The sequence below is a fragment of the Variovorax sp. GW821-FHT09D04 genome (genome assembly GCF_059416405.1).
Genome location: NZ_JBWKPA010000001.1, coordinates 1,064,960 through 1,091,904, shown reverse-complemented (window position 1 = coordinate 1,091,904; position 26,945 = coordinate 1,064,960). Strand labels below are relative to the sequence as shown.

General features: G+C 67.8%; 24 protein-coding genes. 21 read left to right on the top strand and 3 right to left on the bottom strand.

Going from position 1 to position 26,945, the window contains the following annotated elements; translation table 11 throughout:
• The first annotated feature begins 63 nt into the window (after positions 1–63).
• From AC07O4_RS05040 to AC07O4_RS05020, 5 genes are all read left to right on the top strand, one after another.
• Positions 64–1,005 (top strand): CysB family HTH-type transcriptional regulator, encoded by a 942-nt coding sequence (locus tag AC07O4_RS05040; protein WP_062470216.1) that lies wholly within the window; start codon positions 64–66, stop codon positions 1,003–1,005.
• A 31-nt stretch (positions 1,006–1,036) separates the two neighbouring features.
• Positions 1,037–2,218: a pyridoxal phosphate-dependent aminotransferase gene (locus AC07O4_RS05035; protein WP_139701652.1), complete on the top strand. Its 1,182-nt coding sequence runs from the start codon at positions 1,037–1,039 to the stop codon at positions 2,216–2,218.
• A gap of 28 nt (positions 2,219–2,246) precedes the next feature.
• Positions 2,247–2,621: a rard protein gene (locus tag AC07O4_RS05030; RefSeq protein ID WP_139701653.1), complete on the top strand. Its 375-nt coding sequence runs from the start codon at positions 2,247–2,249 to the stop codon at positions 2,619–2,621.
• An 11-nt stretch (positions 2,622–2,632) separates the two neighbouring features.
• A complete protein-coding gene (locus tag AC07O4_RS05025; protein WP_495303908.1) occupies positions 2,633–3,082 on the top strand; it encodes a DUF3592 domain-containing protein in 450 nt (149 codons plus the stop codon).
• Positions 3,083–3,181: 99 nt separating this feature from the next.
• Positions 3,182–3,340, top strand: coding sequence for a DUF3309 family protein (locus AC07O4_RS05020; protein WP_070060790.1), 159 nt, complete (start codon positions 3,182–3,184; stop codon positions 3,338–3,340).
• 46 nt (positions 3,341–3,386) lie between these two features.
• On the opposite strand, the gene hrpA is transcribed toward AC07O4_RS05020, so the two are convergent.
• Positions 3,387–7,352, bottom strand: coding sequence for an ATP-dependent RNA helicase HrpA (hrpA, locus tag AC07O4_RS05015; RefSeq protein WP_495303907.1), 3,966 nt, complete (start codon positions 7,350–7,352; stop codon positions 3,387–3,389).
• A gap of 352 nt (positions 7,353–7,704) precedes the next feature.
• Here hrpA and AC07O4_RS05010 point away from each other — a divergent pair, with 352 nt between their 5' ends.
• From AC07O4_RS05010 to AC07O4_RS04960, 11 genes are all read left to right on the top strand, one after another.
• A complete protein-coding gene (locus AC07O4_RS05010; protein ID WP_495303906.1) occupies positions 7,705–9,726 on the top strand; it encodes an AAA family ATPase in 2,022 nt (673 codons plus the stop codon).
• A gap of 43 nt (positions 9,727–9,769) precedes the next feature.
• Complete coding sequence (argA, locus tag AC07O4_RS05005; RefSeq protein WP_062470199.1) at positions 9,770–11,116, top strand: amino-acid N-acetyltransferase; 1,347 nt, start codon at positions 9,770–9,772, stop codon at positions 11,114–11,116.
• Between the two features lie 31 nt (positions 11,117–11,147).
• Positions 11,148–11,795 (top strand): LysE family translocator, encoded by a 648-nt coding sequence (locus AC07O4_RS05000; protein ID WP_495303905.1) that lies wholly within the window; start codon positions 11,148–11,150, stop codon positions 11,793–11,795.
• A 120-nt stretch (positions 11,796–11,915) separates the two neighbouring features.
• On the top strand, positions 11,916–12,911 hold the full coding sequence (locus tag AC07O4_RS04995) for a DUF3829 domain-containing protein (protein WP_495303904.1): 996 nt from the start codon (positions 11,916–11,918) through the stop codon (positions 12,909–12,911).
• A gap of 58 nt (positions 12,912–12,969) precedes the next feature.
• Positions 12,970–14,181, top strand: coding sequence for a succinyldiaminopimelate transaminase (gene dapC, locus AC07O4_RS04990; protein ID WP_495303903.1), 1,212 nt, complete (start codon positions 12,970–12,972; stop codon positions 14,179–14,181).
• Between the two features lie 49 nt (positions 14,182–14,230).
• Entirely contained in the window at positions 14,231–15,064 is an 834-nt protein-coding gene (gene dapD / locus AC07O4_RS04985) for a 2,3,4,5-tetrahydropyridine-2,6-dicarboxylate N-succinyltransferase (RefSeq protein WP_062470187.1), read from the top strand.
• Positions 15,065–15,154: 90 nt separating this feature from the next.
• Entirely contained in the window at positions 15,155–16,303 is a 1,149-nt protein-coding gene (locus tag AC07O4_RS04980) for a PilT/PilU family type 4a pilus ATPase (protein WP_062470184.1), read from the top strand.
• Positions 16,304–16,327: 24 nt separating this feature from the next.
• Positions 16,328–17,515 (top strand): succinyl-diaminopimelate desuccinylase, encoded by a 1,188-nt coding sequence (gene dapE / locus AC07O4_RS04975; RefSeq protein WP_495303902.1) that lies wholly within the window; start codon positions 16,328–16,330, stop codon positions 17,513–17,515.
• On the top strand, positions 17,512–18,393 hold the full coding sequence (prmB, locus tag AC07O4_RS04970) for a 50S ribosomal protein L3 N(5)-glutamine methyltransferase (protein WP_495303901.1): 882 nt from the start codon (positions 17,512–17,514) through the stop codon (positions 18,391–18,393). The genes dapE and prmB overlap by 4 nt, the downstream gene beginning before the upstream one ends.
• Before the next feature lie 141 nt (positions 18,394–18,534).
• Positions 18,535–20,538: an ABC-F family ATP-binding cassette domain-containing protein gene (locus AC07O4_RS04965; RefSeq protein WP_095745423.1), complete on the top strand. Its 2,004-nt coding sequence runs from the start codon at positions 18,535–18,537 to the stop codon at positions 20,536–20,538.
• 91 nt (positions 20,539–20,629) lie between these two features.
• Entirely contained in the window at positions 20,630–21,142 is a 513-nt protein-coding gene (locus AC07O4_RS04960) for a hypothetical protein (RefSeq protein ID WP_139701662.1), read from the top strand.
• Positions 21,143–21,170: 28 nt separating this feature from the next.
• On the opposite strand, the gene AC07O4_RS04955 is transcribed toward AC07O4_RS04960, so the two are convergent.
• A complete protein-coding gene (locus tag AC07O4_RS04955; RefSeq protein ID WP_062470169.1) occupies positions 21,171–21,401 on the bottom strand; it encodes a helix-turn-helix domain-containing protein in 231 nt (76 codons plus the stop codon).
• A 70-nt stretch (positions 21,402–21,471) separates the two neighbouring features.
• Here AC07O4_RS04955 and AC07O4_RS04950 point away from each other — a divergent pair, with 70 nt between their 5' ends.
• The 3 genes from AC07O4_RS04950 to AC07O4_RS04940 all read left to right on the top strand — a co-directional run bounded on the left by AC07O4_RS04950 (position 21,472) and on the right by AC07O4_RS04940 (position 24,139).
• Positions 21,472–22,197, top strand: a complete 726-nt coding sequence (locus tag AC07O4_RS04950) for a helix-turn-helix domain-containing protein (RefSeq protein WP_095745425.1) — start codon at positions 21,472–21,474, stop codon at positions 22,195–22,197.
• A 541-nt stretch (positions 22,198–22,738) separates the two neighbouring features.
• Positions 22,739–22,972 carry a hypothetical protein gene (locus AC07O4_RS04945; protein WP_369628980.1) on the top strand — a complete coding sequence of 78 codons (234 nt, stop codon included), beginning with the start codon at positions 22,739–22,741 and terminating at the stop codon, positions 22,970–22,972.
• Positions 22,973–23,074: 102 nt separating this feature from the next.
• Positions 23,075–24,139, top strand: a complete 1,065-nt coding sequence (locus tag AC07O4_RS04940; RefSeq protein ID WP_159271705.1) for an asparaginase — start codon at positions 23,075–23,077, stop codon at positions 24,137–24,139.
• 15 nt (positions 24,140–24,154) lie between these two features.
• Here AC07O4_RS04940 and AC07O4_RS04935 read toward each other — a convergent pair whose 3' ends face one another.
• Positions 24,155–25,057, bottom strand: a complete 903-nt coding sequence (locus tag AC07O4_RS04935; protein WP_495303900.1) for a LysR family transcriptional regulator — start codon at positions 25,055–25,057, stop codon at positions 24,155–24,157.
• Between the two features lie 121 nt (positions 25,058–25,178).
• Here AC07O4_RS04935 and AC07O4_RS04930 point away from each other — a divergent pair, with 121 nt between their 5' ends.
• Positions 25,179–25,886, top strand: a complete 708-nt coding sequence (locus AC07O4_RS04930; protein WP_495303899.1) for a type 1 glutamine amidotransferase domain-containing protein — start codon at positions 25,179–25,181, stop codon at positions 25,884–25,886.
• Positions 25,887–25,901: 15 nt separating this feature from the next.
• The gene (locus AC07O4_RS04925) at positions 25,902–26,759 is read left to right on the top strand and encodes a type 1 glutamine amidotransferase domain-containing protein (protein ID WP_495303898.1); all 858 of its coding nucleotides are present in this window, start codon (positions 25,902–25,904) and stop codon (positions 26,757–26,759) included.
• Positions 26,760–26,945: the final 186 nt, after the last annotated feature.

The following is a 26,945-nucleotide window of genomic DNA, read 5'->3' as shown; positions in this document are numbered from 1 at the left end:
AGTCCCGGTCATTTTTATAGACTTCAAAGGCATAATGAATTCCGCAATCAGACGGAATTTGATATGAATCTGCACCAGTTCAAGTTTGTTCAGGAAGCCGTGCGGCGCAACCTGAACCTCACCGAGGCGGCCAAGGCGCTCCACACCTCGCAGCCCGGCGTCTCCAAGGCGATCATCGAACTCGAGGAAGAGCTCGGCGTCGAGATCTTCGCCCGCCACGGCAAGCGCCTGAAGCGCATCACTGAACCCGGCCAGCACGTCATCGCCAGCATCGAACTCATCATGCGCGAGGTCGGTAACCTCAAGCGCATCGGCGAGCAGTTCAGCGCACAGGACAGCGGCACCCTTTCCATCGCCACCACCCACACCCAGGCGCGCTATGTGCTGCCGGTGCCCGTGGCCAACCTGCGCGAGGCCTACCCGAAGGTCAACGTGAGCCTGCACCAGGGCTCGCCCGACCAGGTGGCGCGCATGGTGATCGACGAGATCGCCGAGATCGGCATCGCCACCGAATCGCTCGACGGCTATGCCGAGCTGGTCACGCTGCCCTGCTACGAGTGGCAGCACGTGCTGGTGCTGCCCAAGGACCACCCGCTGGCGGCCAAGGAGCGCGTCTCGCTCGAAGACCTCGCGAGCGAGCCGATCATCACGTACCACCCGTCGTTCACCGGCCGCACGCGCATCGACCATGCGTTTGCCCAGAAGAAGCTCACGCCGCGCATCGCGCTCGAAGCCATCGACTCCGACGTGATCAAGACCTACGTGCGCCTGGGCTTGGGCGTGGGCATCGTGGCCGAGATGGCCGTGCGCGACGAGTCGAACGCCGACCTCGTGGTGCGCCCGATGGGCCACGTGTTCGGCCAGAACATCGCGCGCGTCGCCTTCAAGCGCAGCGCCTACCTGCGCAACTTCGTCTTCAAGTTCGCCGAGCTGCTCTCCGACCGCCTCGACCGCAACCTGATCGCGAAGGCCCTCAGCGGCCATCAACAAGACTACGAACTCTGACCTTTCGCTTTTTCCCCCGCGACGACCGACCATGAGCACCGCCACCCCTTCGTCTTCTCCCCGCACGCCCGAGATCACCACCAAGCTGCCGGCAGTCGGCACCACCATCTTCACCGTGATGTCCACGCTCGCGGCCGAGAAGAACGCCGTGAATCTCGGCCAGGGCTTCCCCGATTTCCACTGCGATCCGAAGCTGCTCGAAGACGTGACCGCCGCCATGGCGGCCGGCCACAACCAGTACCCGCCGATGCCGGGCATCCCGTCGCTGCGCGACGCCATCGCCGCCAAGATCGAAGCGCTCTACGGCCGCAGCTACAGCGCCGCGACCGAGATCACGGTCACGGCCGGCGCCACGCAGGCGATCATCACCGCCATCCTGGCCATCGTGCGCCCCGGCGACGAAGTGATCGTGCTGGAGCCCTGCTACGACAGCTACGTGCCCAACATCGACCTGGCCGGTGGCAAGGTCGTGCGCGTGCCGCTCGTGCCCGGCACCTTCCGCCCCGACTTCGACAAGATCGCCGCCGCGCTCACGCCGAAGACGCGCGCGATCATCATCAACACGCCGCACAACCCGAGCGCCACGGTCTGGACCGAGGCCGAGATGCGCCAGCTCGAAGAGCTGCTTGCGCCCACCGACGTGTTCGTGATCAGCGACGAGGTCTACGAGCACATGGTGTTCGACGATGCACGCCATGAAAGCGTGGCGCGCTTCCCCGGCCTGGCGGCGCGCAGCTTCATCGTCAGCAGCTTCGGCAAGACCTACCACGTCACCGGCTGGAAGGTCGGCTTCGTGGCCGCGCCCGCGCCGCTGATGGCCGAGTTCCGCAAGGTGCACCAGTTCAACGTGTTCACCGTGAACACGCCGATGCAGCACGCGCTGGCGCAGTACATGGCGCGGCCCGAGCCCTACCTGGAGCTGCCGGCCTTCTACCAGCGCAAGCGCGACCTGTTCGCGGCCGGCCTGGCCGAGAAGACCCGCTTCAAGCTGCTGCGCAGCGAAGGCAGCTACTTCCAGTGCGTGGACATCTCGGCCGTGAGCGACCTGTCGGAGGCCGACTTCTGCCTCTGGCTCACGCGCGAGATCGGCGTCGCGGCGATCCCGCTGTCGGCCTTCTACGGCGACGGCTTCGACCAGCGCGTGGTGCGCTTCTGCTTCGCCAAGAAGGACGAGACGCTGCTCGCCGCGCTCGACCGCCTCGCGAAGCTCTGACGCCGGCGGCCGCTATCCAGGCACCGCGATGACGATGAACCGGCCGCGCTGGATCCTGCTGGCCCTGGCCCTCTCGTTCCTCGTGGTGGGCATCGCCGACGCGTTCCTGCCGCCGCTGCGCGGCAAGGACTACACCGCGCTGGACGTGGCGCATGTGTTCCTCATCTCGGCGCTGTGCTACACGTGGTGCCGGGCCGACGGCCTCGTGCGCGGCGTGCCCGCGCCCGGTCGCTCGGCGCTGCTCGCGGGGGTGTTTCCACTGCTGGGCATCCCGGTCTATTTCTTCCGCACGCGCCCCTGGCGACGGGCCCTGCTGGCCACGCTGGGGGCCGTGGCCTTCCTGGTGTCGAGCCTCGTGCTGGCCGCGGTGGGCACCTTGTCGGTCGAGTGGATGCGCAGCTGAAAGCCGCCCGAATGAACCCCACCCGCCTCATCACGCGCATCTTCACGCTCGTCGGCGCGCTCATGCTCCTCGGCGGCTGGCTGCTCTACCAGAACACCACGAAGTTCATCGCATCGGCCGGCAAGGCGCAGGGCGAGGTGATCGCGTTGCAGTCCGCGGGAAGTTCGAGCCGCAGCAATTCGCCGACGTGGCGCCCGCTGGTGCGCTTCACGCTGCCCTCGGGCGCGATCGTCGAGTTCTCGCCGTCGAGCAGCAGCAACCCGCCGGCCTACGACAAGGGCGAGATCGTGGGCGTGTTCTTCAACCCCGCGAACCCGCAGGACGCCCGGCTCGACGGCTTCTTCGACCTGTGGGGCGGTGCCGCCATCGTCGGCGGGCTGGGCGGCATCTTCCTGGCGGTGGGCGTGGCCATGCACTTCCTGCTGGCAGGCGCACCGGTAAAGCGCCGACGCCCACGGTAGGACAGCCCTGACCGCGTCAGGGGCGGCTCTCCGGCGCTCGCGGCGCCCCAGGACGATGAGCATGGAGGCTCGTGACAACAACGTCCCAGGAGAAAAAACATGTCCCTCTCGTTCATTCTGCTGATCGTCCTGATCCTGCTGCTGATCGGCGCGCTGCCGAGCTGGGGTTACAGCCGGTCCTGGGGCTACGGGCCCAGCGGCGGCCTCGGGCTCGTGGTGCTGATCCTGGTGATCCTCGTGCTCATGGGCCGCATATAGCGCCCGCGCCATCATGAAAAAAGCCCGCGTCGCCGCGGGCTTTTTTTTACGCCTGAAGCTGCGCCCAGGCCTTGTCGAGCCGCTTCACGCTCACCGGTTGCGGCGTGCGCAGTTCCTGCGCGAAGAAGCTCACGCGCAGCTCCTCGAGCAGCCAGCGGAATTCGAGCATGCGCTCGTCCACCACGCCCTTGCGCTCGGCCACGAGGCGCCAGTAGCGCTGCTCCTGCGGCTTCAGCTCGGCCAGCTTGGCCGTGTCGCGCGCGGGGTCGGTGCGCAGCTTGTCCAGCCGCAGCACGATGGCCTTGAGGTAGCGCGCGAAGTGCTGCAGCTGCGTCCACGGCGCATCGGCGATGAAGCGCTTGCCGACGAGCTTCTGCAGCTGCTGCACCGCGTCCTGCACCGCGTCGGGCTGGACCTTCGTGTCCTTGATCTTGCGCGCCGCCGCCGCGTACTCCACGAGGATGATGCCCGCGAGCCGCGCCACCTCGTTAGCGATCAGCGTGAGCCGCCCGCGCCCTTCTTCGAGCCGCTTCTTGAAGGCGAACTCGTCGGTGGGCAGCGGCTCCTGCAGGAACGCGCGGTCGATCGCCACGTCGATGATCTGCGTGCGCAGTTCTTCCGACGTGCCCAGCGGCATGTAGGCGACCGACATCTTCTGCAGGTCGGGGATGTTCTTCTCGAGGTACTTGAGCGCGTCCTTCAGCTGCAGCGCGAACAGGCGGCGCAGGCCCGCGCGGTGCTTGGCGGCGGCTACGGCGGGCTCGTCGAACACCTCGATGGTCACGGCATCGCCCTCGTCGCGCAGGGCCGGGAAGCCGATGAGCGACTGCGAACCGCGCCGCACTTCCATCAGCTCGGGCAGCTCGCCGAAAGTCCAGCTCGTGTAGCGTTGGCCGGCGGGCAGCGTGGGTGCGGCCTTCTCGGGCGTGGCGCTCTTCGCCGGGGCCTGCCCCCCGTTCGCAGGCGTGGCCTTGGGCGCCGGCGACGCCTTCACGTTGAGCCCCGCGAGCGCCTGGAACGCGCCACGCGCCTGCGCGCCCAGCTCCGCCTTCAGCGCGCCGAGGTTGCGGCCCATGCCCAGCTGGCGGCCGTGCTCGTCGACGATGCGCAGGTTCATGAACAAGTGCGGCGCGAGCATGTCGAGCTTGAAGTCGGCCCGCTTCACGTCGATGCTGGTCAGGTCGCGCACGCGCTTGAGCAGCACGTCGGTGAGCGAGCCGGTGCCGAAGAGTTCGGGCGCCGACAGCTCCTCGGCCAGCTTCGAGGCCGACTCGGGCAGCGGCACCAGCCGCGAGCGCGGGCGCTGCGGCAGGCTCTTGAGCAGCGCCTGGATCTTGTCCTTGAGCATGCCGGTCACCAGCCACTCGCAGCGCTCTTCGTTCACCTGGTTGAGCACGAACAGCGGCACGCTGACCGTGAGGCCGTCTTTCGCGTCGCCTGGTTCGTGCAGGTAGCTCGCGGCGCAATCGACACCGCCCAGGCGCAGCGTGGGCGGGAACGACTGCGTCGTGATGCCGGCCGCCTGGTGGCGCATGAGCTCGTCGCGTGTGAGGTACAGCAGGCGCGGCTGGTCTTTCGAGGCATGGCGGTACCAGTTCTCGAAGGTGATGCCGCTGGCCACGTCGGGCGGCAGCTGCGCGTCGTAGAAGGCGAAGATCAGTTCATCGTCGACCAGCACGTCCTGCCGGCGCGCCTTGTGCTCCAGGCCTTCGACCTCGCGCACCAGCTTGCGGTTGGCCGTGAGGAACGGGAACTTGCTTTCCCACTGACCGCCGACCAGCGCTTCGCGGATGAAGATCTCGCGCGCCGACACCGGATCGACCTTGGTGAAATCGACGCGCCGCCCGCTGTAGACCACGAGGCCGTACAGCGTCGCGCGCTCCAGCGCCGAGACCTGCGCGCCCTTCTTCTCCCAGTGCGGATCGAGCAGCTGTTTCTTCAGCAGATGCTCCGCCACCTGCTCGAGCCACTGCGGCTCGATGTTGGCGATGCCGCGTCCGAACAGGCGCGTGGTCTCGACCAGTTCGGCCGCGACGATCCAGCGACCGGGCTTCTTCTTCAGGTGCGCGCCGGGGTGCTTGTAGAACTTGATGCCACGCGCGCCGAGATACGCCTCGTCGTCTTCCAGCTTCCAGCCCACGTTGCCGAGCAGGCCCGCGAGCATCGACAGGTGCAGCGGCTCGTAGCCGGCCGGCGTGGCGTTGATGCGCCACTTGTGCTCGGTAACCACCGTGAGCAGCTGCGAATGGATGTCGCGCCATTCGCGCACGCGGCGGATGTTGATGAAGTTCTGGCGTAGCAGCTGCTCGTACTGGCGGTTGCTCAGCTTGTGCGTGTCACCGTGGCCGCCGCGCGCGTCGGCGATCCACTTCCACAGGCGCAGGTAGCCGCTGAACTCACTCTTTTCGTCGTCGAACTTCGAGTGCGCCTGGTCGGCCTGCTGCTGCGCGTCCATCGGGCGGTCGCGCACGTCCTGCACGCTGAGCGCCGAGGCGATGATGAGCACTTCTTCGAGCGAACCGCGCGTGCGGGCTTCGAGAATCATGCGGCCCACGCGCGGATCGAGCGGCAGCTTCGCCAGCTCGGCGCCGGTGGCCGTGAGCTCGTTGGCGTCGTCGACCGCGCCCAGCTCGTTCAGCAACTGGTAGCCGTCGGCAATGGCGCGCGGCGATGGCGCTTCGAGGAACGGGAAACGCGCCACGTCGCCCAGTCGCAGCGACTTCATGCGCAGGATCACGCCCGCGAGCGACGAGCGCAGGATTTCCGGATCGGTGAAGCGCGGGCGGCCCGCAAAGTCCTTCTCGTCGTACAGGCGGATGCAGATGCCGTTCGCCACGCGGCCGCATCGGCCTGCGCGCTGGTTGGCCGCGGCCTGGCTGATCGGCTCGACCAGCAACTGCTCGACCTTGCTGCGGAAGCTGTAGCGCTTGACGCGCGCCGTGCCGGTGTCGATCACGTAGCGGATGCCCGGCACGGTGAGCGAGGTCTCGGCCACGTTGGTGGCCAGCACGATGCGGCGGCCGTGGTGGCTTTCGAAGATGCGGTCCTGCTCGGGGCCCGACAGCCGCGCGAACAGCGGCAGCACCTCGGCATTGCGGAACAGCGGCTGGTGGCTGACGTGGCGGCGCAGGTGATCGGCCGCCTCGCGAATTTCGCGTTCGCCGGGCAGGAAGATCAGGATGTCGCCTGCGTTGTGCGGGTCACGCCAGAGCTCGTCGACCGCATCCGCGATGGCGTCGTTCAGGTCGTGTTCGCGCGACTCCTCGAACGGGCGGTAGCGCTGCTCGACGGGGAAGGTGCGGCCCGACACCACGATGGTCGGCGCCGGCCCTTTGGCCGAAGCGAAGTGCTGCGCGAAGCGGTCGGCATCGATGGTGGCCGAGGTGACGATGATCTTCAGGTCGGGCCGACGCGGAAGAATCTCGCGCAGGTAGCCCAGCAGGAAGTCGATGTTCAGCGAGCGCTCGTGGGCCTCGTCGATGATCAGCGTGTCGTAGGCCTTGAGCAGCGGGTCGGTCTGCGTCTCGGCCAGCAGGATGCCGTCGGTCATCAGCTTCACCGAGGCGTCGCGGCTCAGGCGGTCCTGAAAGCGCACCTTGAAGCCGACCACGTCGCCCAGCGGCGTCTTCAACTCTTCGGCGATGCGCTTGGCGACCGAACTCGCGGCAATGCGGCGCGGCTGCGTGTGGCCGATGAGGCGGCCCTTGCCAGGCTCGGCATTGAGCTTGCCGCGCCCGAGCGCCAGCGCGATCTTCGGCAGCTGCGTGGTCTTGCCCGAGCCCGTTTCGCCGCAGACGATCACGACCTGGTGCGCCGCAATGGCGGCCATGATCTCCTCGCGCCGGCCGGAGACCGGGAGCGATTCGGGAAACTCGATGCGCAGGGGGGCGGGAGGTGTGAGGGTCGTCAAGGCAAGGCAGTCGTCGGTCGTTGCGCGCGGCGGCAGGCGGGCAAACCGCCAATTATCGCGGGGCCCCGGCGCTGTTGCATGGCATCCACAGCGAGGCCGCATGCAGCAGGTGGCGCAGAAAATTTCGTAAAGACTCTTTACTCTACCGCATGCCACCGTTACGATCGCGGCCATGACCTCCTTCCTTGCCCCCCTTTCGATGCGCATCCGCTGCGCAAGCCGCGTCCTTGCACGCGGCGGGGTCAAGGCGACCCGCCCGGCCTGACGAAGCCCGCGCGCCGGCTTCAGCTTCCTTCGCGGAACTGAACGCCCACCGCTCGCGCTTCACTTCGGTCGAAGCGCGCCAGCCTGACCCGCACAGCGCCTGCACCACCGCCCTCCCCGCATCTCGCGTGGAGCGGCGGCCGCATTCCTGTTTCCGTGTCCCGAATCATTCGAAGAAGAAAAGAACCTCATGTCGCATCCAGACATTTCCCGCGACCTGCACACCACGCTGGCCGAGCGCACGCGCCACCTGCAGGCCATCGCCCATTCGCTGAAGGCCGAGCTGTTCGGCATCGACGAGATCATCGATCGCGTGATCGATTCGCTGCGCGCCTGGTACGTGCTGCCGCAGCTCATCAGCCGCCCGGTCGTCATCTGCCTGTGGGGCCTGACCGGCACCGGCAAGACCCAACTCGTGCGGCGCCTGGCGCAGCACCTGGGCTTCTACGACCGCTTCATCGAAGTGCAGATGGACGGCTTCAGCCACGGCTCGGGCCACCGCACCGCCGGCTCGATCTCGGCCATGCTGGCCGAGTCGGGCATCGCCGAGGGTGCGCCCGGCATCCTCGTGCTCGACGAGTTCCAGCGCTTTCGCACCGTGGACGCCAGCGGCAAGGAAGCGCGCGTGGAGCGCTACCAGGACGTGTGGGCGTTGCTCTCGGACGGCCGCCTGCCGCCGTCGCTGTCGGTGCTCAGCGAGATCGAGTCGTCGCTGGCCTGGGCCGAGTACGACCAGGACCGCCGCACCGATGATGACGACGAGGAAGACGAAGAGGACGGTGCCAAGGCCGGCAAGACCAAGCGCAAGCGCCGCCTGCAGCTCTCGCCCTGGGAGGCGCAGGAGTTCAAGCGTTGCCTGAAGCTGCGCGAGTCGCTGCTCGAAATCATGACCTGGAAGCCCGACGAGATCCAGGCGCGGCTGCGTGCCTTCCGCGCCTCCCAGGACAACTGGGAAACCGACTACTCCAAGCTGCTGGTCTTCGTCTCGGGCAACCTCGACGAGATGTACGCCGAGACCGCCAAGCGGGTGGAAGACTGCGACACCGACGCCGACATCTTCCACGCGCTGACCAAGAAGCTCTCGCTCATCGACGTGAAGAAGGCACTGGCCGAACGCTTCAAGCCCGAGCAGGTCGCGCGGCTGGGCAACAACCACGTGATCTACCCGTCGTTCAGCCGCGCCACCTACGTGCGCCTGATCCTGTCGATCTGCGACCGCTACGTGGGCGAGATCCAGGAAAGCTCGGGCGTGCGCTTCGTGCTCGACGCGAGCGTGTACGAGCAGATCTACGCCAACGCCGTGTTCCCGGCGCAGGGCACGCGGCCGCTGTTCTCGTCGATCCACGCGATCCTGAGCGCGACGCTGGTCAATGCCGCGCTGTGGGCGCTCGAACAGGGCGCGCACGGCAGCGAGCCCGTGTGGCTGATGCTCGACCCCGGCGAGGTCACGCCCGGCGGCCCGCGCCTGGTCGCGCGTTTCCGGCTGGCGCGGCGCGAGTTCCCGGTGGCGCTGGAGCTGAACCGGCTCAAGCAGCGCGCCAACGCCGACTTCCGTGCGCTGCTCGCGGTGCACGAAGCCGGCCACGGCCTGGTGTACGCCCTGCTCTTCGGCCGCGCGCCGCAGGAGATCCGCATCAACGTGGCCTCGTTCGAGGGCGGCTACAACAGCTACGTGAAACGCAAGGCCTGGTCCAAGCGCAACCTGCTGGACAGCGTGTGCGTGAGCCTGGCCGGCCGCGCGGCCGAGCGGCTGGTGTTCGGCGAATCGGGCTGCACCACCGGCGCCGAGCGCGACCTGATGCAGGCGACCGCAACGGCGGCGCGCCACGTGCGCCACCTGGGCTTCGGCACGCGCTGGAGCCGCACCGACGTGACGACCGATTCGAACGACAACCTCAACACCGACGTGGCCGCCACCAACCGCGAGATCGAGGCCATCCTGGCGCGCGAACACACCCGCGCGCTGGGCATGCTCGAAGCGCACGCCACCGCCTTCATGGCGGTGGTCGATGCGCTGATGGCGCACGGTTCGATCGCGCCGGACGAGCTCGCCGGACTGCTCGGCCTGCCGCTGGCACCGGCCGCGCCGGCGGGTGCGGCCGAGGCGGCGGTGGAGCCGCTGGACGCCTACGCCGACCAGCTCGAGGCCTTCAAGGCCCGCGGCACGCCCGCCGCGGCCGGGGCCGGCCGGCTGCTGCGCGCCCTGGCATGACGCGCTGCACCAAAACCTTGCCAAGAATGCACAATCACGCCCCATGTCCACCGTCTTCAATTTCACCTTCGTGCCCTGGTTCCGCTCGGTCGCGCCCTACATCCACACGCACCGCGGCAAGACCTTCGTGGTCGCGCTGGCGGGTGAGGCCATCGCGGCGGGCAAGCTGCAGAACATCGCGCAGGACCTGGCCCTGATCCAGAGCATGGGCGTCAAGATCGTGCTGGTGCACGGCTTCCGCCCGCAGGTCAACGAGCAGCTGGCGGCCAAGGGCCACGAGGCGAAGTACTCGCACGGCATCCGCATCACCGACGCCGTGGCGCTGGACTCGGCGCAGGAGGCCGCGGGCCAGCTGCGCTACGAGATCGAAGCCGCCTTCAGCCAGGGCCTGCCCAACACGCCCATGGCCGGCTCGACGGTGCGCGTGATCTCGGGCAACTTCATCACCGCGCGCCCCGTGGGCGTGGTCGACGGGGTGGACTTCAAGCATTCGGGCCTGGTGCGCAAGGTGGACGCGGCCGGCATCCGCCGCACGCTCGACTTCGGCGCGATGGTGCTCATGTCGCCCTTCGGCTTCTCGCCGACCGGCGAGGCCTTCAACCTGACGATGGAAGAAGTGGCGACCAGCGTGGCCATCTCGATCCAGGCCGACAAGCTGATCTTCCTGACCGAAGTGCCGGGCATCCGCGTGGACAGCGAACTGCCCGAGAGCGAGGACAACCCGATCGACACCGAACTGCCGCTGGCCGCCGCCGAGAAGCTGCTGGCCTCGCTGCCGCCCGCGCAGAAGCCGACCGACACCGCCTTCTACCTGCAGCACTGCGTGAAGGCCTGCAAGGGCGGCGTGGAGCGCAATCACATCCTTCCGTTCGCGCTCGACGGTTCGCTGCTGCTCGAGATCTACGTGCACGACGGCGTCGGCACCATGGTGATCGACGAGAAGCTCGAGAGCCTGCGCGAAGCCACGGTGGACGACATCGGCGGCATCCTGCAGCTCATCGAACCCTTCGAACGCGACGGCACGCTGGTCAAGCGCGACCGCACCGAGATCGAGCGCGACGTGGGCCACTACACGGTGATCGAGCACGACGGCGTGATCTTCGGCTGCGCGGCGCTGTACCCGTACCCCGAGGCGAAAACCGCCGAGATGGCCGCGCTCACGGTGTCGCCGCAGTCGCAGTCGCAGGGCGACGGCGAACGCATCCTCAAGCGCATCGAGCACCGCGCCAAGGCCATGGGCCTGGAAAGCATCTTCGTGCTCACCACCGTCACGATGCATTGGTTCCTCAAGCGCGGCTTCCAGCAGGTCAACCCCGACTGGCTGCCCGAGGCGCGCAAGCGCAAGTACAACTGGGACCGCAAGAGCCAGGTGCTGGTCAAGAAGATCTGAAGAAGAAACCCATCCGAAGAAAGACGCCCCGATGACGCTCGCCACCGCCCTGCTGTTCGCCATCGTGGCCTTCGCCGCCATCGCCACGCCCGGCCCTACCGTGCTGCTGGCCCTGAGCAACGGCTCGCGCCACGGCGTGCGGCGGGCGCTGCCGGGCATGCTCGGCGCGGTGCTGTCCGACTTCGTGCTGGTCGGCGCCGTGGCGCTGGGCCTGGGCGCGCTGCTCGCGGCTTCGGAGTTCTGGTTCTCGATGCTGAAGTGGGTGGGCGCGGTCTACCTGGCCTGGCTCGGGCTGCGCATGCTGCGCTCCCAGGGCGGTTTCCAGCTGCCGAGCGCGGACGCCGCGGCCACCATCACGGCGGTCGAAAGCCGGCGCATCTTCTTCAAGTCGTTCCTGGTGGCGGTGACCAACCCCAAGGGCTACATCTTCTGCTCGGCGCTGCTGCCGCAGTTCATCGACCCGACCGCCGCGCAGGCGCCGCAGTACCTGATCATTGCGCTGATCTTCGCGGGGCTGGACATGGCGGTGATGCTGGCCTACGCCTTCGTCGGCGCCCGCGCGATCCGGCTGCTCACGGTGTCGGCCACGCGCTGGATCGACCGCGCCTGCGGCGGCATGCTGCTGGCGCTGGCGGGCTCGCTCGCTTTCTACCGGCGCAGCGCGGCCACCGCCGTCTGACCCATCCCGCCCCTCGACCGCTGTCCTCAGGCAGCGGCGCTCCTCCCCACGATGTTTTTCCGGCAAGCCGCCATCCCGCGGCCTGCCCGTGCTGTTTTTTTCAACGGAGGAAATGAAAGAATGAAGAACTACCAAGCCCTGCTGGGTGCCGCCCTCGTCGCCGTCTCGGCGCTCGTCGCGGGCTGCGGCGACAAGGCGGACAAGACGGCCCCGCCCGCTTCCGCCGAAGCCAAGCCCGCCGCCCCGGCCGGCAACGACCAGCAGCAGCTCGTCGAGAAGTACAACCTCTACGTCGACGTGTCGAACAACCTGCGCACCTCGTTCCAGGAAGCCCGCGAGAGCTATGTGACCGGCCAGGTGCCGCTGTTGCAGGCCAAGGCGCCGCTCACCAGCCTGCGCATCCAGAACGACATCCTGGTCGACCGCTCGGCCAAGAAGCTCGATGCCGCCGCCGCCATCGCCGCGCCGCTGCCCGAGATCGACGAATCGGCCAAAGCCTTCTCGGCCGCGCTCAAGGTGCTGTCGCCCCTGAGCCGCGAGCTGAACGACTACGCCAATTCCAAGGGTTACCTCGCCGACAACGGCGACAAGGCCCGCCAGATGAGCGCCGACTACCTGGCCGCGCTCACCACCGTCGCGCAGGCCGAAGCGGCCTTCGACAAGGGCCTGAGCGCCCGCGACCGGGCGCTCACCAGGGAAGCCTTCGAGAAAGCGCCCAAGGACACCGCCGCCTACTACCGCGCCGGCCTGATCTACCACGGCAAGCTCAACCACGCCGACGCCATGGCGCTGTTCGCCGCGCCCAACGACCCGCAGGCCCTGGCCGCCTTCGAGGCCTCGCTGGCGCTGGTGGCCGACTCGGCCGCAGGTTGGAGCAAGAAAACCAGCGAGCAGTCGACCCAGAACGGCAAGAGCTGCAGCGGCGGCATGCTGCAGATCAACGAGTTCATCGGCCAGTCGCGCTCGGTGATCAAGGACACCAAGGACGGCGTGTTCAAGCGCAAGGAAACCGGTGCGATGGCCCGCATGGGCCGCTCGGCCATCGTCGACGCGGCCAACCGCTACAACCAGAACTTCGCCAACATGATCGGCCAGTTCAACCGCCCGCTTTGCTGAGCGGGCCAAGGGGCGCGGGGCGTGCGGGCCGCCCTGCCCGTCGCCGATAATCCGGGGCATGAATCCCTTGCTTGCCAAATTGCAGCCGTACCCGTTCGAGCGGCTGAAGCAACTGTTCGCGGGCGTCACGCCCGCCCCCGAATTCGCCCCCATCAGCCTGGGCATCGGCGAGCCCAAGCACGCCACGCCGGCCTTCATCAAGGATGCGCTGAGCGCCGGCCTCGGCGCCCTCGCCGCCTACCCGGCCACCGCCGGCGAGCTGAAACTGCGCACCGCCTTCACCCATTGGCTGCATCGCCGCTACAGCCTGACGCTCGATCCGGCCACCCAGGTGCTGCCGGTCAACGGCTCGCGCGAGGCGCTGTTCTCGCTCGCCCAGACCGTGGTCGACGCCAGCGCCCACCCGAAGCCGGTGGTGATGTCGCCCAACCCGTTCTATCAAATCTACGAGGGCGCGGCCCTGCTCTCGGGCGCCGAGCCGTACTACGTGCCCAGCGTGCCCGCGCGCAACTTCGCGGTCGAATGGGACAGCGTGCCGGACGAGGTCTGGGCCCGCACCCAGCTCGTGTTCGTCTGCTCGCCGGGCAATCCCACGGGCGCGGTGATGTCTCTGGACGAGTGGAAGAAGCTCTTCGCGCTGTCCGACCGCCACGGCTTCGTGATCGCCGCCGACGAGTGCTACAGCGAGATCTACTTCCGCGACGAGCCCCCGCTGAGCGGCCTGGAAGCCTCGATGAAGCTCGGTCGGCCCGATTTCAAGAACCTGATCGCGCTCACCTCGCTTTCCAAGCGCAGCAACGTGCCCGGCCTGCGCAGCGGCTTCGTGGCCGGCGATGCGGCGCTCATCAAGGGCTTTCTGCTCTACCGCACCTACCACGGCAGCGCCATGAGCGGCGCCGTGGCCGCCGCCAGCATCGCGGCCTGGGGCGACGAGTCGCACGTGGTCGACAACCGCGCCCAGTACCGCGCCAAGTTCGCCGCCGTCACGCCGCTGCTCGAACCCGTGCTCGACGTGCGCCTGCCCGACGCCAGCTTCTACCTCTGGGCCGGCGTGCCCGAAGTGTGGGCTGGCGACGACGAAGCCTTCGCCCGCGCGCTCTACGCTCAATACAATGTCACGGTTCTGCCGGGGAGCTATCTGGCGCGCGACACCGACCACAGCGCCAACCCGGGCCGCGGTCGCATCCGCATGGCGCTGGTGGCCGAAACGGCCGAGTGCGTCGAGGCCGCCCAGCGCATCGTCCGGTTCGTCAAAGACGGCCGCCGCTGACCCCCTGTCGCCCCGCTTCCCTGCCCCTTTTTCACCCGAGACTCTCTCCATGACACAGCAACTGCAACAAATCATCGACGCCGCGTGGGAAGACCGCGCCAACATCTCGATCAACGCCGCCCCCGCCGAAGTGCGTGACGCCGTCGAGCACGTGATCACCGAGCTGAACAACGGCAAGCTGCGCGTCGCCACCCGCCAGGGCGTGGGCCAGTGGACCGTGCACCAGTGGATCAAGAAGGCCGTGCTGCTGTCGTTCCGCCTGAAGGACAACGAGCAGATCCAGGCCGGCTCGCTGGGCTTCTACGACAAGGTGCCGACCAAGTTCTCGCACCTGTCGGCCGCCGAGCTGAAGGAATCGGGCGTGCGCATCGTGCCGCCGGCCGTGGCCCGCCGCGGCAGCTTCATCGCCAAGGGTGCGATCCTGATGCCCTCGTACGTGAACATCGGCGCCTACGTGGGCGAAGGCTCCATGGTCGACACCTGGGCCACCGTGGGTTCGTGCGCGCAAGTCGGTGCCAACGTGCACCTGTCGGGCGGCGTGGGCCTGGGCGGCGTGCTCGAGCCGCTGCAAGCCAACCCGACCATCATCGAAGACAACTGCTTCATCGGCGCGCGCTCCGAAGTCGTCGAAGGCGTGATCGTCGAAGAGAACTCGGTGCTGGGCATGGGCGTGTACCTGGGCCAGAGCACCCCGATCTTCAACCGCGACACCGGCGAGATCTCGTACGGCCGCGTGCCCGCCGGCAGCGTGGTCATCAGCGGCAGCCTGCCCAAGAAGACCAAGTCGGGCCAGGACTACAGCACCTACGCCGCGGTCATCGTCAAGACGGTCGACGCGCAGACGCGCTCCAAGACCAGCCTGAACGACCTGCTGCGCGACTAAAAAAAACGCACCCACCACCGGCCGCCTGCTTCACCGCGCGGCCGGTTCGCTTCTTCCCTGAGAAAAAAACAGCACCGAGGAGAGAGACCGATGAACATGATGGAACGGATTCTTCGTTTGATGGCCGAGCGCAAGGCCTCCGACATCTACCTCTCGGCCCACTCCCCGGTGATGATCCGCATCAACGGCAACTGCCTGCCCATCAATGCGCAGGTGCTGCCGCCGACCGCGCCGCTGGCGCTGCTGTCGGAAGTGGTGCCCGAAGCCCGCATCCAGGAACTGGAAAACACGGGCGAACTCAACATGGCGGTCGCCCTCGAAGGCGCCGGCAACTACCGCATCAGCGCCATGCGCCAGCGCGGCAGCTACGCCGTGGTGGTGCGGCACATCGCCTCGGTCATCCCCAGCTTCGACGACCTGAACCTGCCCGACATCCTGAAGTCGCTCATCATGGAAAAGCGCGGGCTGATCCTGATGGTGGGCGCCACCGGCGCGGGCAAGACGACCACGCTGGCCTCGATGCTCGACTACCGCAACGAGCACGCCAGCGGCCACATCCTCACGGTCGAAGAGCCGATCGAGTTCACCTACACCAACAAGAAATCGCTGGTGAACCAGCGCGACGTGGGCAGCGACACCACCTCGCTGCAGGTGGCCCTGAAAAACGCGCTGCGCCAGGCGCCCGACGTGATCCAGATCGGCGAAATCCGCGACCGCGACACCATGACGGCCGCCATTGCCTACGCGCAGTCGGGCCACCTGTGCGTGGCCACGCTGCACGCCAACAACAGCTACCGCGCGCTGAACCGCATCCTGAGCTTCTTCCCGGTCGAGGTGCGCCCCACCCTGCTGGGCGACCTGGGCTCGGCGCTGCGCGCCGTGGTGTCGCAGCGCCTGCTGCGCACGCCGGCCGGCGGGCGTGTGCCCGCGCTCGAAGTGATGCTGAACACCGCGCTGGTGGCCGACCTGATCGAAAAGGGCGACTTCTCCGGCGTCAAGGAGGCCATGGAGCAATCGATGGCCGAAGGCTCGCAGACCTTCGAGGAAGACATCGCCCGCCTCATCACCGAGGAACGCGTGACCCGCGAAGAAGGCCTGGCCAACGCCGACTCGCCCACCAACCTGATGTGGCGCCTGCAGAACCGCGACGCGCCCAAGAAGCAGGCCGAGGATCGCGACCTGACCGACCAGCTCGACGAACCCACCTTCACCGACATCACGCTAGACGTGAAGTTCTGACCGCCCCCTAATCCCGCTCCCTCGATGTCCCGTACGCTCCAGCTCGCCGAACAACTGATCTCGCGCCCTTCCGTCACCCCCGACGACGCGGGTTGCCAACAGATCCTGGGCGAACGCCTCGCCGCGCTGGGCTTCACGCTGGAAACCATCGAGAGCGGCCCGGCCGATTTCCGGGTCACCAACCTCTGGGCCGTGCGCCGTCCCACGAACGGCAAGGCGACCAAGACGCTGGTCTTCGCCGGCCACACCGACGTGGTGCCCACCGGCCCGCTCGACCAGTGGAGCAGCCACCCGTTCACGCCCACGCACCGCGACGGCAAACTCTACGGCCGCGGCGCCTGCGACATGAAGACCTCGGTCGCGGCCTTCGTGACCTCCATCGAAGAGTTCCTGCAGGGCGAGCCCGACCCGACGCTCACGCTGGCGCTGCTGCTGACCAGCGACGAGGAAGGCCCCGGCGTCGACGGCACCGTGATCGTCTGCAACGCGCTGGCCGCACGCGGTGAAACCATCGACTACTGCATCGTCGGCGAGCCCACCTCGGTCACGCGCTGCGGCGACATGATCAAGAACGGCCGCCGCGGCACCATGAGCGGCAAGCTCACGGTGAACGGCGTGCAGGGCCACATCGCCTACCCGCACCTGGCGAAGAACCCGGTGCATACGGTGGCGCCTGCGCTGGCCGAACTCGTGGCGATCAACGCCGCCGGTGGCTGGGACGCGCAAAGCAACCCCTACTTCCAGCCCACCAGCTGGCAGATCAGCAATTTCCATGCGGGCACCGGCGCGAGCAACGTCATTCCGGGCAGCGCGGTGATCGACTTCAACTTCCGCTTCTCGACAGAGTCCACGCCCGAATCGCTGCAGCAGCGCGTGCACGCCGTGCTCGACGCGCACGGCGTCGACTGCACGCTGGCCTGGACCGTCGGCGGCCTGCCCTTCCTGACCACGCCGGGCGAACTCGTCACGGCGGTGCAGGCGGCGATCCGCGAAGAAACCGGTCTGGACACCGAGCTGTCGACCAGTGGCGGCACCAGCGACGCGCGCTTCATTGCCAAGATCTGCAAGCAGGTGGTCGAGTGCGGCCCGGTGAACGCCAGCATCCACAAGATCGACGAGCACATCGAGGTGGCCGAGATCGAGACGCTGAAGAACATCTACCTGCGCACGCTGCGCGGGCTCGACGCGGCGCTTGCGCAAGGCGCGCGATGAGCACGGTCATCGAACTGATCGAAGCCGGCGCGAAGCGGCTCGAAGAGGCCGGCGTGGCCTTCGGCCACGGCACCGCCAACGCTTTCGACGAAGCCGCCTGGCTCGTGCTGTGGCGCTTGAAGCAGCCGCTGGACGACATCGATGCCGTGGCCGACACCCCCGTGTCGCCGGCCGACGCCGCCAAGGTAGCCGCCCTCATCGACGAGCGCATCGCCACGCGCAAGCCCGCCGCCTACCTCACGAAAGAAGCCTGGCTGCAGGGCGTGCCGTTCTACGTGGACGAGCGCGCCATCGTGCCGCGCAGCTTCATTGCCGAGCTCATCGCCGATGGCAGCATCGACTACTGGCTGGGCGAACACACGCAGCGCGTGCTCGACCTGTGCACAGGCAACGGCAGCCTCGCGGTGCTTGCGGCGCTCACTTACCCGGATGTGACGGTGGATGCGGCCGACTTGTCGACCGAAGCACTCGAAGTGGCCGCCATCAACGTCACGCGCCACGCGCTCGACGCCCGCATCACGCTGATCGAATCGGACGGCCTGAAGAACGTGCCCGGCACGTACGACCTCGTGCTGTGCAACCCGCCCTACGTGAACAGCGCCAGCATGGCCGCGCTGCCCGCCGAATACCGCGCCGAGCCCGAACTGGCGCTGGCCGGCGGCACCGACGGCATGGATTTCGTGCGCCAGCTGTTCGCCGACGCGCCCGCCCGCATGAGCGAGCAGGCCGTGCTGGTATTGGAAATCGGCAACGAGCGCGACTACTTCGAGGCCGCGTTTCCGCAGCTCGAGGTGGTCTGGCTCGAAACCTCGGCCGGTGAAGACCAGGTGTTGCTGGTCACCCGGACGGCGCTGCTGGCCGGCGCCGGCGCGCGTTAGCGACGCCCGCCGCCCCCGCTTCACCGCCTTGCACGCAGCCTCCGGGCTGCGCCCCCTTTCATCGGGCGATGTCCGCCTTTGCCCCTTCGCGCCGGGTCGCCGAAGGCCGGGCGGGATAATCCCCCCTACGGTTCCTATTTCATGATTACTCTCAAAAACGTCATTCTTCGCCGCAGCGCCAAGAAACTGCTGGACGGCGCCACCGTCAATCTCAACCCCGGCGAAAAGGTCGGCCTGGTGGGACGAAACGGCGCCGGCAAGTCGTCGCTGTTCGCTCTGTTCAACGGCACGCTGCACGAAGACGGCGGCGATTTCTACATTCCCAAGCAGTGGCGCATGGCCCAGGTCGCGCAGGACATGCCCGAGACCGAGGAGTCGGCCACCGACTTCGTGGTCGGCGGCGACACTCGCCTGACCGAACTGCGCGCCACGCTGGCCGCCATCGAGGCGGCCTACGCCGAGAACCCCGACGACGCCGACATCGGCATGGAGCTGGCCCACGCCTACACCGACCTGGCCGATGCCGGCGAGCACGACGCCGTGCCGCGCGCGCAGGCGCTGGTGCTCGGGCTGGGCTTCAAGTCGCACGAGCTCGACGAGCCCGTCAACAGCTTCTCGGGCGGCTGGCGCATGCGCCTGCAGCTGGCGCGCGCGCTGATGTGCCCGAGCGACCTGCTGTTGCTCGACGAACCGACCAACCACCTGGACTTGGACGCGCTCGTCTGGCTCGAAGCCTGGCTGCAGAAGTACGCCGGCACCATGATCGTCATCAGCCACGACCGCGAGTTTCTCGACGCCGTGACCGACGTCACGCTGCACATCGCCAACGCCCAGCTCACGCGCTACGGCGGCAACTACAGCAAGTTCGAGGACATGCGCGCGCTGCAGATGGAGCAGCAGCAGGTGGCCTTCAGCAAGCAGCAGGACAAGATCGCCCACCTGCAGAAGTTCATCGACCGCTTCAAGGCCAAGGCCAGCAAGGCCAAGCAGGCGCAAAGCCGTGTCAAGGCGCTGGAGCGCATGGAAAAGGTGGCGCCGCTGCTGGCCGAGGCCGACTTCACCTTCGAGTTCAAGGAGCCGGGCAACATCCCGAACCCGATGCTCTCGATCGACAACGCGAGCTTCGGCTACGAGGTTGAAGGCGAAGCGCCCAAGACCATCCTGCGCGGCGTGAGCCGCTCGGTGCTGGCGGGCCAGCGCATCGGCATCCTGGGCGCCAACGGCCAGGGCAAGTCGACGCTGGTGAAGACCATCGCGCGCGAAATGGGCGCGCTGGCCGGCCAGGTCACCGAAGGCAAGGGCCTGAACATCGGCTACTTCGCGCAGCAGGAACTCGACGTGCTGCGCCCGCAGGACAACCCGCTGGAGCACATGGTGCGCATGGCGCGCGAACTCGGCAGCAATGCCAAGGAAGCCACCGGCGAGCAGGCCCTGCGCGGCTTCCTGGGCAGCTTCAATTTCAGCGGCGACATGGTCAAGCAGCCCGTGGGCACCATGAGCGGCGGCGAAAAAGCCCGCCTCGTGCTCGCGATGATGGTCTGGCAGCGCCCCAACCTGCTGCTGCTGGACGAGCCCACCAACCACCTGGACCTCGCCACCCGCGAAGCCCTGGCCGTGGCGCTCAACGAGTTCGAAGGCACGCTGATGCTGGTGAGCCACGACCGTGCACTGCTGCGTTCGGTGTGCGACGAGTTCTGGCTCGTGGGCCGCGGCGTCGTTGCCGACTTCGACGGCGACCTGGACGACTACCAGCGCTACCTGCTCGACGAGTCCAAGCGCCTGCGCGAAGAGGCCAAGGTGGCCGTGCGCGAGGCGGACGCCGTGGCGGCTGCAGCTGCGGCCGCCGCAGCTGCAGCGCCAGTGAAGAGCAGCAACACCCCCGAGCAGCGCAAGCAGGACGCCCAGGAGCGCCAGCAGCGCAGCGAGCAGGCCAAGCCGCTGAAGAAGGAGATCGCCAAGATCGACGAGCGCATGGCCGCGGCCAGCACCGAGCGCAGCACGCTCGAAGCCCGGCTGGCCGAACCGCTGCCGCCCGCCGAGATCGCCGATGCCGGCAAGCGGCTGAAGGCGCTCAACGACGAGATCGCGCAGCTCGAGGAGCGCTGGCTGGCGCTGTCCGACCAGCTCGAAGCGCTGGCCGCCTAAACCCTTTGGCCGCGCGCGGCTGGCAATCAGCCAGCCTGCGCGGGCCGGGTAGCATGGCAAGGTCAGGGAACCCGCCAAGGAGCCACGCTGCATGCCTTCTTCGATCGAACTCGCCCGGGGCGATGAAAAACTCATCGCGGCCATCCACCGCAGCCGGCGCCTGATCGGCCGCAAGGCCCTCATGGCCGCCGCTGCCAGCGCCGTGCCACTGCCCGGCGTCGACTGGATGGCCGACGCGGCGCTGCTGTCGCGCCTCGTGCCGCAGATCAGCGCCGAGTTCGGCCTCTCGGTCACCCAGGTCGAAAAGCTTGCGCCGCACCAGCGCGAGCGCATCCAGAAGGCCGCGACCACGCTCGGCGCCCTGCTCGTGGGGCGGCTCGTCACGCGCGAGCTGCTCATGAAGCTGGCCCGCCACGCCGGCATCCGCCTCACCGCCAAGCAGGCCACCAAGTACGTGCCCATCGCCGGGCAGGTCGTGTCGGCCGCGCTCGGCTATGCCGCGCTGCGCGCGCTGGGCGAACAGCACATCAAGGACTGCGTGCGCGTGAGCACCACGCTGGCCCTGACGCCGCCCGAGCCCGCCGAACGGCTCAAGCCGGCCTGATTCGGCCACTTCCGGCTCGGTTGCCGGCTCAGTCGCCGGCTGGCGGCGGTCCGTAGTGCGGGGCCGGCCGCAGCGCCTCTTCCTTCATGCGCTGCTCGTAGGCGGCCAGCAGCGCGACGTAGTGGCGCGACATCACGTCGCTCACCCGCCCCAGCCCGATCTTGCTGACCGTGGGCTGCGGAATGCCCGTGCGTTCCTGGATCTGCTTTTGCGTCAATCCGAGCGCTCGCAGCGCCTGCACCAATTCGCGTGGCTTCATATCGATCCTCCCTTTTTTTCCTATTTTAGAGTCCAATACGAATATTCATCTGCGCTTGAATCTCCACCCCATGGAGACTATTGCTTCACGTGCCCTGGCCGCACGCAAATTCGCCAAGATGACGCAGAAGCAGGCCGAGGCCGCTTCGGGCGTCAAGCAGTCGAGCATCTCGAAGATCGAGCGTGGCGACACCAGCCGGTCGATGAGCGTGCTCGCCCTGGCACGCGCCTACCGCGCCGACCCCAACTGGCTCGACACCGGCGACGGCCCGGCCCCGTGGGACGAGGTGCAGATCCGCCTGGCGCGCGACAACGCCCACGAGCCGCCCGGCCCCTACCGCGTCACCCGCATCGCGCCCATCGGCCCGGCCTTCGCGCCCCAGACGCCCGGCACCGTGCCGCTGATCTCGTGGGAGCAGGCCGGCGAATGGCGCGGCGCCGAATCGCCGCCCCGGCCCACGCTGGCCGAGCGCTGGATTCCCTGCATCGCGCACCACAGCGCCGGCACCTACGCGCTGCGCGTGCGCGGCGACAGCATGACCTCGCCGCACGGGCACCTGAAGAGCTACCCGGCCGGATCGATCGTCTTCGTCGACCCGCAGCACACCACGCCCGACGACGGCGAGCGCGTGGTCGCCAAGCTCGACGACGACATTCGCGGCGAAGTCACCTTCAAGGTCTACAAGGAAGACGCGGGCCGCCGCTGGCTGCTGCCGCTGAACCCCGCGCACGAGGCCGTGCGCGTGCCCTTCACCGTGCTGGGCACCGTGATCGGCAAGTGGGAAGACGAAGACTGAAGGCCCAAAGGGCCTCTTTTCGCGAGGTCAGGTTGCGTACAGATTCGCCGGGCACAGTGAGGTTTCTCCCGGTGGCTTGCACCTCTGATCCTCCCTCCTCCAGCAAGTCACCTTCCAGCCCGCCCTCGTGCGGGCTGTTTTTTTTGCCTGCACCGCTGCGCGCCGGGCGGCGGCTTTTGATGGGGTCGGTTCATTCTGGTATATAATTCGCGGTTGCCCGAAATCATCGGGCATTTGCCTGGCCAGGCAAGCTGAATCTCATACCAGCGCGTCGAAGTCATAGCGACGAGAAAAACAACAATGACTTCCGCAAACGAATCTTTGCCGTAGCGTGGACCGCGTAAGAGTTCACGACCACATTCCGACAAAAGCCCTCCTCGCGAGGGCTTTTTCATTTCTGCGCGCCAGTGCCCCCGAGGCGTCCGCCTTCCGTCAACCCCTCTTTTTTCCTACACGGTGTAACGGAATGCGACCTACGCAGTACCACGCGGGCCCAAGAGACGATTCGTTCACTGTCAGCACAGGGAACAAAGGGAATCACATGAGCCTCAGGGACATCCGCGAACGCTACGGCGTCAGCTTCGAAAGAGGAGCCCGCGTCATCTGCGGCGGCCGGCTCGGCACCGTCGCCGGCGCGAGCAATTCGCACATCCGCATCAAGTTCGATGGGCGCCAGATCAGCAGCCCGTGCGATCCCCTGGAGGTTCAGCCCTGCCACGAAGGCGCCGTGAACCTCGCGGCGCAGACCACGCAAGACTGGCACGCCCCGGCGTAGCCCTGCCTGCGTGCCCGACGGGGCACATCTTCCTTGGCGTCCACGGTGTGGCGCAGCCGTCGCGTAGCATCGGCGCGCACCCTCACACCGCCAAGGAAACCCATGAAGACACTGAAGAGGACACTGGCACTCGCGACGATCGGCCTGGCAGCAGTGGCCACGTCGGCGCAGGCGCAGACGCAAGCGCGACCCGTCGTGCAGTTCATCGCCACGGGCGGCACCATCGCGATGAAGATCGACCCCGTCACCAAGGGCGTGGTGCCCGCGATCTCGGGCGACGACCTGATGCAGACGGTGCCCGATGCCGGCAAGTACGCCACCATCGAGGTCAACAACTTCTCGGCCATGTCGTCCAACTACATCGAGGCGAAATGGTGGACGCGCCTGACCAAGGCCGTCGACGACGCCCTCGCGCGCCCCGAGGTGGCCGGCGTGGTCATTGCGCACGGCACCGACACCATGGAAGAAACGGCCTACTGGCTGGACCTGACCGTCAAGTCCGACAAGCCGGTGATCCTGATCGGTGCGCAGCGCAATGCCTCGTCGCCCGACTTCGACGGCCCGCGCAACCTGCTCAACGCCATCCGCATCGCCACCACGCCCGAGGCGCGCGGCAAGGGCGTGATGCTGGCAATGAACAACCAGATCAACGCGGCACGCAACGTCACCAAGACGCACACCGCCAACGTCGAGACCTTCAATTCGGGCGACTTCGGCTTCCTGGGCGAGGTGTGGGACGACAAGGTCGTCTTCACCCGCGCGCCGCTGCGCCGCCAGCACATCGACATCGGCAGCGCCGAGATGCCGCGCGTGGAAATCGTCGCCATGTTCGGCGGCGCCGACGGCTCGCTGATGCGCTACGCCGTCGACCAGGGCGCCAAGGGCATCGTGGTGCAGGCGGTGGGCATGGGCAACATGAACGTCTCGATGTTCGAGGCGCTCAAGTACGCGCTGTCCAAGGGCGTGCCGGTGGTCGTCTCCACGCGCGTGCACAACGGCCGCACGCGCCCGGTCTACGGCTTCGTGGGCGGCGGCAAGACCAGCGACGAGGCCGGCGCCGTGATGGCCGGTGACCTGAGCCCGCAGAAGGCGCGCCTGCTGCTCATGCTCCAGCTGCACCGCGGCGTCACGAGCAAGGCCGAGCTGCAGGCCGCGTTCGACCGCTGAGCCCCGCGCACCGCGTCAGGCCGGCGCGCCGGCCAACGCATCGATCAGGGCACGCGAGGCGGACGACAGCCGCCGGTGCGGCGCATAGATCACCGACACCGGCCGCGAACGCCCGCACGCTGGCGCCAGCACCTCCACCGCGCGGCCCTGCGCGAACAGCGGGCGCGCGATGAAGTCGTAGGTCTGGCAGATCCCGAGCCCGCTCAGCGCGAGCGCAACCACGCCCAGCACATCGTCCGACACCTGGAGGCTGCCGTGCGGCGTCCAGTCCACGTCCCGCCCGCCCTCCTGCAGAATCCACGGCGCCACGCGACCGGTGCTGGGCATCACGAAAGGCAGGCAGGCGTGCTGCGCGAGGTCGCCGATGCGCGCCGGCATGCCTGCGCGCGCGATGTAGTCCGGCCCGGCCAGCAGGCACATCGGCGCGTCCTCGAGCTTGCGCCCGACCAGGCCGCTGTCGGGCAGCGGGCCCATGCGGATCGCGAGGTCATAACCCTCGGCCACGAGGTCGACGTTGCGGTTGGTGATGTTCAGCTCGACGCGCACCTGCGGGTGGCGGGTGCAGAAAGGCTGCAACAGCGCCGGCAGCCGGTGATGGGCATAGGTGGTGGGCACGCTCAGGCGCACGCTGCCGGTGAGCTCGTCGCCCTGCCCCTGCATCGCGCGCTCGGCATCGTCGATGAGCGCGAAGGCCGCGCGCGACTGCTCCAGGTACAGCCGCCCCTGCTCGGTGAGGCTCAGGCGCCGCGTCGTGCGGCGCAGCAACTGCACGCCCAGCCGCGCCTCCAGGCGCGTGATCGCGCGGCTGAGCACCGAGGGCGTCGTCGCCAGCGCCACGGCGCCGGCCGTCATCGAGCCCTTCTCGACCACGGTGACGAAGGTTTCCACATCCCCGAGGTGATCGAATCGCCGGCTCATCTTGTCTCCTGAAGAACAAATATTTTCCTTACCGGCCAGTTTATCGCCGGCGTGGCAATCAATACATTCGATCTCAAGGGCCACAGGGCCCGGCCTCTTCACCCTTTTCCAGGAGCTACAGATGACTTCCACCACCACCGCCCCGTCGATCCGCCCCGTGCTCATGGTGCTCACCAGCCATGGCACCAAGGGCGCTACCGGCGGCGAGCCGACGGGCTTCTACCTCGGCGAACTGACCCACCCGCTGGCCGAGCTCGAGGCGGCCGGCGTCCCCTTCGAACTCGCGTCCATCCAGGGCGGCGAACCGCCGGTCGATGGCCTGGACCTCGGCGATGCGGTCAGTGCGCGCTACTGGAACGACAGCGGCTTTCGCGAGGCCCTGCGCCACACGCAGCGCCTGGGCGATGTCGACGCCTCGAAATACAGCGCGATCTTCTTTGCCGGCGGACACGGCGCGATGTGGGACTTTCCGACCAGCCCCGACGCGGCGCGCGTGACCCGCGAGGTCTACGAAGCGGGCGGCGTGGTGGGCGCGGTGTGCCACGGCCCCGCGGCGCTGGTCAACGTGACGCTCGGCAACGGCGCCTACCTGGTCGCGGGCAAGAACCTCAGCGCCTTCACCGACGACGAAGAACGCGCCGTCGGCCTCGCGCAGACCGTGCCCTTCCTGCTGGCCACCACGCTCGTGCACCGCGGCGCGCACCACCATCCGGCGCCCGACTGGACGGCACAGGTCGTGGTCGACGGGCGGCTCGTCACGGGGCAGAACCCGCAGTCGGCAGCCGGCGTCGGCGCGGCGATGCGCGAACTGCTGCTGCGCCAGAACTGAAGGGAAAGAACGTCCATGAACGCTCTCCCTAAACTCGCCGCCATCGCGACCCTCGGCCTGGCCGCGCTCGGCGCGCAGGCCGCCAACGTGCTGGTCGTGCTCTCGGATGCCGACCACCTCGACCTGAAGGACGGCAAGGTCTTCGCCACCGGCTTCTATCTGAACGAGCTGATGCAGCCGGTGAAGCTGCTGCTCGACGCCGGTCACCAGCTGACCTTCGCCACGCCCCTGGGCAACGCGCCCACCGTGGACGCATCGTCGGTCGACAAGATGTATTTCGATGGCGACGAAGCCGCCCTCAAGCAGCACAAGGCGCTGCTCGACAAATTGAAGCTCACCTCGCGCACGGACTCGCCGGTGATCAGCCTGTCGCGCGTGGCGCAGATCGGCTACGCCCGCTTCGATGCCGTCTACGTGCCGGGCGGCCATGCGCCCATGCAGGACCTGCTGACCAGCCCCGCGCTGGGCCGGCTGCTCGCGGACTTTCATGCGCGCCACAAGACCACGGCCCTCGTGTGCCACGGCCCGATCGCACTGCTCTCGACCTTGCCCGATGCACAGGGCTTCACGAACCGGCTCGCGGCGGGCGGCACGGTCGAGCAGCGGCCGGACTGGATCTACGCCGGCTACCGCATGACCGTGATCAGCAACCAGGAGGAGGAGCTTGCCAAGGCGGCACTGCAGGGCGGCACGATGAAGTTCTATCCGCAGACCGCGCTGCAGCAGGCCGGCGGCGCCTACAGCAGCAACCAGGCGCCGTTCACGCCGAACGTGGTGATGGACCGCGAGCTCATCACCGGGCAGAACCCGGCGTCTGCGCTTGGCGTGGGCCGCGAGCTGCTCAAGCGGCTCAGGCAACAGCCGGCGTCCTGACCGCCTGCCTGGCGTCGGACCCAAGAAAAAAGCCAGCTGTCGACTGACAGCTGGCTTTTCATATTTCGCATGGCTCGGTGGTAGGACGTACTGGATTCGAACCAGTGACCAACGGATTAAAAGAACCCAGCCTTCAGAGGATGAGGGCCTAGATTCGCTGGAGTTTCCCTCGATAGACCCGACGAT